This window comes from Sphaerisporangium sp. NPDC049002, assembly GCF_040649355.1.
Classification (GTDB): Bacteria; Actinomycetota; Actinomycetes; order Streptosporangiales; family Streptosporangiaceae; genus Sphaerisporangium.
In genome coordinates this window covers 1-6,759 of the sequence record NZ_JBEZFH010000300.1, presented here as the reverse complement: position 1 = coordinate 6,759, position 6,759 = coordinate 1, and the positions used below count along the sequence as shown (strand labels likewise).

Sequence of the window (6,759 nt, the reverse complement as noted above, 5' to 3'; positions counted from 1 at the left end):
CCCCGTCGAGCCCGGCGCACCGCGACGAGCGGGACGCGCCCGGCGCACGGCTCGTCGCCTTGTCGGCGCGTACCGACGCACAACTGCGGGAGCAGCTCTCCAGCGAGCCCGCCACCCGCACCGTGACACAGGCCGCGCCGCACTCCCCGGCGGCCTGCTCGGCGCGGGCGACGAGCTGGTCGGTGATCCGCTCGTGCCACCGGGCGGCCACGATGCCCACGGTGAGGCCCTCGGCGGCGACGGGGGCGGCCTGCGGCCGTCCCGCGCCGCTCATCGGCTCTCCCCGCGCGCCGGCGCGTCCAGGTCCCGCTCGACCCCGCTCATCGCACTCCTTCGATCTGGTGGCCGAGCCTGTCGCGCTTGGCCGTGAGGTACTTGATGTTGTACTCGTTGGCGGCCACCGGCATGGGCTCGCGGCCGATCACCTTGATGCCGTAGCCGTCGAGGCCGCGCAGCTTCGCGGGGTTGTTGGTCAGCACCCGCACCGACTTGACCCCGAGGTCGGCCAGCATCTGGCCGGCGTTGGAGAACTCGCGGGCGTCCACGGGAAGGCCGAGCTCCAGGTTGGCGTCCACGGTGTCGCTGCCGTTGTCCTGGAGACTGTAAGCCTTGAGCTTGGCCAGCAGCCCGATGCCGCGCCCCTCGTGGCCGCGCAGGTAGACGATGACGCCCCTGCCCTCGGCCGCGACCGCGCGCATGGCGTGGTCGAGCTGCACCCCGCAGTCGCACCGCAGCGAGCCGAGGACGTCCCCGGTCAGGCACTCCGAGTGCGCGCGGACGAGGATGTTCTCGCCGTCGCCGAGGTCCCCGTAGACCAGGGCCATGTGCTCGCCGCCGTCGATGCCGCTGGAGAAGCCGTACGCGCGCCACAGGCCGTACCGGTTCGGGATCTCGGTGACCGCGACCCGGACGACCACGCGCTCGGTGCGGCGGCGGTACTCCGCGAGCTGCTCGATGGAGACGAGCGCGAGGTCGTGCTCGTCGGCGAACTCGCGCAGCTCCGGCAGCCGCGCCATCGTGCCGTCGTCGTTGACGATCTCCGCGAGCACGCCGGCGGGGGTGAGCCCGGCGAGCCGGGCGAGGTCGACCGCCGCCTCGGTGTGGCCGCGGCGGGCGAGCACCCCGCCGTTGTGGTAACGCAGGGGGAAGATGTGGCCGGGACGTACCAGGTCGAAGGGCTCGGTGGCCGAGTCGGCGAGGGTGCGGATGGTCTTGGCCCTGTCGGCGGCGGAGATGCCGGTGGTCACGCCGTCGCGGGCGTCCACGCTGATCGTGTACGCCGTGCGGAGCCGCTCGCGGTTCTGGTGGACCATCAGGGGCAGGCCCAGCCGGTCGAGGTCCTCGCCGAGCATGGGGACGCAGATCACGCCGCTGGTGTAGCGGATGGTGAAGGCGAGCAGCTCGGGGGTGGCCTTGGAGGCGGCGAAGATGATGTCGCCCTCGTTCTCGCGGTTCTCGTCGTCCACGACGACGACGGGACGGCCCTCGCGGATGTCCCTGATCGCGCGCTCGATCGGGTCGAGCGTGATGTCGCTCATGCGGTCACTACCTCCAGCCGGCGGCTGTACTGCCGCCTCCATTCGCGGATCCCGAGCAGAACCATGACGAAGAAGACGCCGTACACCACGCCGGAGACGACGAGGCCGGAGCTGAACGCCAGGGGGACGCCGACCAGGTCCACCGCGATCCAGATCCACCAGAAGTCGATCAGCGCCCGGCCCTGGGCGTAGGTGGCGATGGCGCTGCCGACGAAGATGTAGGCGTCCGGGACCGGGGCCCACGACCATCCGGTCACGGTGAAGAAGAGGGCGACCAGCGCGGTGGCCACCACCATGACCGCGATCAGCGTCACCCGCTCGCGGGTGCTCCCCGGCCGTACGGGCAGCGTCTGGCCCTCCTTGGTGCCCCGCGCCCAGCGGACCCAGCCGTAGAGGGCGAGCACGCCGAACATCGCCTGCTTCAGCGCGTTGCCGGTGATGTGCGCCTCGATGGAGGCGGCGAACAGCAGCACCGATCCGACGAGCTGCACCGGCCAGGTCCAGATGGTGCGCCTCATCGCCAGCCACACGGTCGCGAGCGCGCAGACGTTGCCGGCCAGGTCGATCCAGAGCAGGTGCTGGCCGGCCAGGCTGAAGCCCGCTTCTGTCCAGTTCACGACGCGGCTCCCGGGACGTGCGCGCCGACGAGCTTCTCGACGTACTTGGCGATCACGTCGACCTCCAGGTTCACCGGATCGCCCGGCCGCTTGATGCCGAGCGTGGTGAGCTGGAGCGTGGTGGGGATGAGGCTCACGGCGAACTCGGCGTCACCGACGCTCACCACGGTCAGGCTGATGCCGTCGACGGCGATCGACCCCTTCTCGACCACGTACCGGCCGAGGCCGGGCGGCAGCGAGACGCGCACGACCTCCCAGTGCTCGGCGGGCTCGCGGGACAGCACCTCGCCGGTGCCGTCGACGTGGCCTTGCACGATGTGGCCGCCGAGCCGCTGGTCGGCGCGCACCGCCCGTTCGAGGTTGACCCGCGTGCCGGGGGTGAGGGACCCGAGAGAGCTGCGGTCGAGGGTCTCCTTCATCACGTCGGCGGTGAAGGTGTCGCCATCGGCGCCGGCGACGGTCAGGCAGACCCCGTCGACCGCGATCGACTCGCCGTGACGGGCGCCGGGGGCGACGATCTCGCCGCGGATCGTGAAGCGCGCCGCGTCGGGCAGCACCTCGACCCCCGCGAGCTCACCGAGCTCCTCAACGATTCCAGTGAACATCAACGCTCCTTATGCGATGCGGCCGTGCGGGGAGCCGGAGGCTCGGGCCGATCGGATCCTGCGTGAGGAAGCAACCCATGAGGACCCGCGCGTCTTCCGTGGGGCAAGGGGAACCAAGGGAACCCGTGGAAGAGGCGAGGACGGCGGCAGGCGCGCGCGAGAGGGCCACGGATGGCAGGAGAGGGTGCGGCGCGTGCGATCGCGCGGCACATGATGACGTCCGGTCGCCCACCCGGCCCCTCCTACTCGCCAGTAGCTTTGCTGCCACGGCGGGCCCCGGGGTGATCGGGTGCGGCACAACGCACCACGGAGGCGTTCGGCGACGGGTCGCCGAACGCTCGCGCGCTTCCTCCCATCCGGACTTTAACCGTCGGTCCCGGAATTCCACCGGATCCACCGGCCGATGGACTCGGCCGGGTCGCGGACTGTCACCGCCGGTTCGGAATTTCACCGACCCCGGAGCACGCTGCTCTGCCTATCAGTGTGCCATGTCCAGCAAAGGGGACGTAACCCTCATTACCCCCTACTTTAACCAAGCGCTTGCTAGGTGGGGTGACCCCAGCCGGGCGGCGGCGCGTCGAACGACGTGCGCAGAGGGGTCGAGCGACACGCGCGGAGGGGTGGGGCGCCCCGGGTGCCAGACACGGCCGGAGCGCTCACGGCCGGAGCGAGCGCCATGGTCCATCGCGCCATCTCCGGGGAACTTCGCAAGTGGGGCATTACCACTCGGCACCCACATCCGCACCCATTTGCGTGGTTGGCGGGTAATCGGGCGATTCCGTCATGGCGATGTCATGCTTGTGTCACAGAATCGTGACAATTCAAAATGCGAGCATTCGGTAGTCTGTCCCACGACATCGGCGCAGGTCAATGGGTTCAGGGACACAACCTGATTGACTTTCCACAACGAACGGCGAAATCGTGTAAAGGATGAGTCGCGGACATTGACCCGCGGGTAATAAATTGCCAAGGTTCCCTCAAGTCACGATTTACTGCGATCGATCTCTGGTGGCACCCGCACAATGACTCTCCCCTCACAGGCCGCGACCGAGGCTGGTTCCGACCCCGTCGACGCCGTCCCTGCCGCGACGGCCGGCGCGGACGGCTCCCCCCTCGTGGGCCGCTCCCCCGCTCAGCTCATGTGGCGGCGATTTCGCCGTGACCGCACCGGGGTGGTGTCAGCCGCGATCGTGGCCTTCTTCTTCCTGGTCGCGATCCTCGCACCGGTGATCTCGTGGCTGTACGGCAAGGACCCGTACACCACCTACGGCCAGAACGCGCCGGGACTGCTCAACGACTACGGCTACCCGATCGCCCCCAACGGAGGCGTCAGCGGCGACTTCTGGTTCGGCCTTGAGCCGGGCCTGGGCCGCGACGTGTTCATGCAGCTCGTCTACGGCATCCGCACGTCGCTGTCCATCGCGATCGTCGTCACGGTCGTCACGACGATCATCGGCGTCGTGATGGGCATCTGGTCGGGCTACGTCGGAGGCAAGACCGACTACGTGATCGGCCGGATCATCGACACACTGCTGGCCTTCCCGTCCCAGCTGTTCCTCATCGTGTTCCTGCCGGTCGTCGAGGCGGCGTTCGTCACGCCGGAGGAGGAAACGCCGATCTGGCTGCGTTACGCCTCCATCTGCGTGGTGCTCACCGTGCTCGGCTGGGCGACCATCTCCCGCCTTCTCCGCTCGCAGGTACTCTCCCTGCGCGAGCGCGAGTTCATCGAGGCGGCCAGGGTGACCGGGGCCTCGCCGTTCCGGATCATCTTCAAGGAGCTGCTGCCCAACCTCTGGACACCCATCATCATCCAGTCCACGCTCGCGCTGCCGCTATACGTCGGCGCGGAGGCCGGGCTCGGGTTCCTCGGCGTCGGCATGACCGAGCCGACCCCAGACTGGGGGCGCATGTTCCTGGTCGGCTCGAACGTCTACCACCAGGACATCACCTACCTGGTCTTCCCCGGTGTGTCCATGGTGATCTTCGTCGTCGCCTTCAACCTGCTCGGAGACTCCCTGAGGGACGCCTTCGACCCCAAGACCCGGCGATAGCCGTCCACCCGCTGACCTGCTGACCAGGACAGCAAGCACATGATCAGGAAGGTCGATATGACATTCGCACCCAGGAGGGCCACCACCGCGGTGGTGATCCTCACCGCCGGGGCCCTCGCGCTGGCCGGTTGCGCCAAGGGCGGTGGCGGCGGTCCCGTCGCGTCGGGTGGCGCCGCCGCTTCGCCGACCGCGACGCAGGCGGCCGTCAGCACCATCGTCGTCGGCACGGCCACGGACTCGCAGGGGCCGGCCACCGCGGTCGAGGGCGCCAAGTCGGGCGGCACGGTCAACATGATCGACCGTGACGACTTCTCGCACCTCGACCCGGGCCGCGTTTACCTGAACTACAACGCCACGGTCTCCAAGCTGTTCACCCGGCAGCTGACCGGCTACCGCACCGGCGCCGACGGCATCAAGCTGGTCGGCGACCTCGCCACCGACACCGGCACCACGACCGACGGCGGCAAGACGTGGAAGTTCACGCTCAAGGACGGCCTGAAGTGGCAGGACGGCACGCCGATCACCTCGGCTGACATCAAGTACAGCGTGGAGCGCCTGTACGCGCCGTTCATCACCGAGGGCCCGACCTACGTCCAGCAGTGGCTGGTCGACGGCGACTACCGCAAGGCGTACGAGGGCCCGTACAAGGGCAAGTCGCTGGACGCGATCGAGACGCCCGACGAGAAGACCGTCGTCTTCAACCTGAAGTCCGCGCACCCCGACTTCAACTTCACCGTCGCCATGACCGGCTACGGAGTGGTGCCCAAGGCGCAGGACACCAAGGAGAAGTACGACAAGAAGCCCTTCTCCTCCGGGCCGTACCAGATCGAGAGCCATGTGACCGACAAGTCCCTGGACCTCGTGCGCAACCCGAACTGGGACCCGAAGACCGACCCGATCCGCAACGCCTACCCCGACAAGTGGCACATGGAGTTCGGCGTCCAGTCGCAGAACTCCACCGAGCGCTTCCTCGCGGACTCCGGGCCGGACAAGACCGCGATGACGTTCCACAACGCCATCGCGGCCGAGCGGGTGCAGGAGGTGCTGGACAACGCCGAAGCCATGAAGCGCTCGATCCAGGGTCTGACGCCTTTCACCACCTTCTACAACATCAACACCAAGCGGATCACGAACGTGAAGGTCCGCCAGGCGATCATCAAGGCCTGGCCGGCCAAGCAGCTTCAGCTGATCTCGGGCGGTGAGGTCAACACCGGCAAGATCGCCACCACGGTGATGAGCCCGACGGTCCTCGGCTACGAGGCCTTCGACCTGTACGGCACGCTGGCCAAGCCGACCGGCGACCCCGAGGCCGCCAAGGCGCTGCTGAAGGAGGCCGGTGAGCCGAACCCGACGGTCGTCTACGCCTACAACCAGACGCCGACGCAGGAGAAGATCACCGTCGCCATCAAGGACGCGCTGACCAAGGCCGGCTTCAACGTCGTGGCCAAGCCGCTCAACCCGGCGACCTTCTACGACGCCATCGGCCCGAAGGACAACAAGTTCGACATCTACTGGGGCGGCTGGGCGGCCGACTGGCCGACCGGTTCTACCGCGATCCAGCCGCTGTTCGACGGCCGTCTGATCGCCGACAACGCCTCGAACTACAGCCACCTCAACGTCCCTGAGATCAACGAGGGGATCGACGCCGCGAACGCCATCACCGACGCGGCCGAGGCGGGCAAGGCCTGGGCCGCGCTCGACAGGAAGATCATGGAGCAGGCCGCCATCGTGCCCGAGTACTACCAGACCTACTTCGGTCTGTACGGCTCCGGCCTCGGCGGCGTGGAGTTCAGCGCGCTCGACGGCGAGCAGTCGCCGACGAACGTCTACGTCAAGTAGTCACAGATTCGCCGCCTCCCTGAACGCCAGGCCCTTCAGCTCGCCGCCCGCGTTGAGCTTGGCCAGCCCGGTGCGGGCCCCGGCCTCGTCGGTGACCTGGACGGCCACG

The 6,759-nt window shown here is 68.5% G+C and carries 6 protein-coding genes and 1 riboswitch; of the genes, 2 read left to right on the top strand and 4 right to left on the bottom strand.

From position 1 onward, the window contains the following. The 4 genes from AB0B89_RS33815 to AB0B89_RS33800 all read right to left on the bottom strand — a co-directional run. Positions 1-274: 6,7-dimethyl-8-ribityllumazine synthase (locus AB0B89_RS33815; RefSeq protein WP_358560999.1), on the bottom strand; the 274-nt coding region annotated here is incomplete at its 3' end. A 46-nt stretch (positions 275-320) separates the two neighbouring features. After that, positions 321-1,538: a bifunctional 3,4-dihydroxy-2-butanone-4-phosphate synthase/GTP cyclohydrolase II gene (locus AB0B89_RS33810; RefSeq protein ID WP_358560996.1), complete on the bottom strand. Its 1,218-nt coding sequence runs from the start codon at positions 1,536-1,538 to the stop codon at positions 321-323. Beyond that, complete coding sequence (locus AB0B89_RS33805; protein WP_358560994.1) at positions 1,535-2,155, bottom strand: nicotinamide mononucleotide transporter family protein; 621 nt, start codon at positions 2,153-2,155, stop codon at positions 1,535-1,537. Before AB0B89_RS33805 ends, AB0B89_RS33810 begins: the two co-directional genes overlap by 4 nt. Continuing rightward, positions 2,152-2,760 carry a riboflavin synthase gene (locus tag AB0B89_RS33800; RefSeq protein WP_358560991.1) on the bottom strand — a complete coding sequence of 203 codons (609 nt, stop codon included), beginning with the start codon at positions 2,758-2,760 and terminating at the stop codon, positions 2,152-2,154. Before AB0B89_RS33800 ends, AB0B89_RS33805 begins: the two co-directional genes overlap by 4 nt. Positions 2,761-3,098: 338 nt before the next feature. Next, a riboswitch (FMN riboswitch) is annotated at positions 3,099-3,229 on the bottom strand. 553 nt (positions 3,230-3,782) lie between these two features. On the opposite strand from AB0B89_RS33800, the gene AB0B89_RS33795 reads away from it, so the two are divergent. Then, positions 3,783-4,811, top strand: coding sequence for an ABC transporter permease (locus AB0B89_RS33795; RefSeq protein WP_358560988.1), 1,029 nt, complete (start codon positions 3,783-3,785; stop codon positions 4,809-4,811). Positions 4,812-4,868: 57 nt separating this feature from the next. Further along, positions 4,869-6,650: an ABC transporter substrate-binding protein gene (locus tag AB0B89_RS33790; RefSeq protein ID WP_358560985.1), complete on the top strand. Its 1,782-nt coding sequence runs from the start codon at positions 4,869-4,871 to the stop codon at positions 6,648-6,650. Positions 6,651-6,759: the final 109 nt, after the last annotated feature.

What these genes read in the sequence shown, in the direction of transcription:
- AB0B89_RS33810 (WP_358560996.1), bottom strand. Translation starts at nt 1,538, where the DNA reads ATGAGCGACATCACGCTCGACCCGATCGAGCGCGCGATCAGGGACATC.
- AB0B89_RS33800 (WP_358560991.1), bottom strand. Translation starts at nt 2,760, where the DNA reads ATGTTCACTGGAATCGTTGAGGAGCTCGGTGAGCTCGCGGGGGTCGAG.
- AB0B89_RS33795 (WP_358560988.1), top strand. Translation starts at nt 3,783, where the DNA reads ATGACTCTCCCCTCACAGGCCGCGACCGAGGCTGGTTCCGACCCCGTC.
- AB0B89_RS33790 (WP_358560985.1), top strand. Translation starts at nt 4,869, where the DNA reads ATGACATTCGCACCCAGGAGGGCCACCACCGCGGTGGTGATCCTCACC.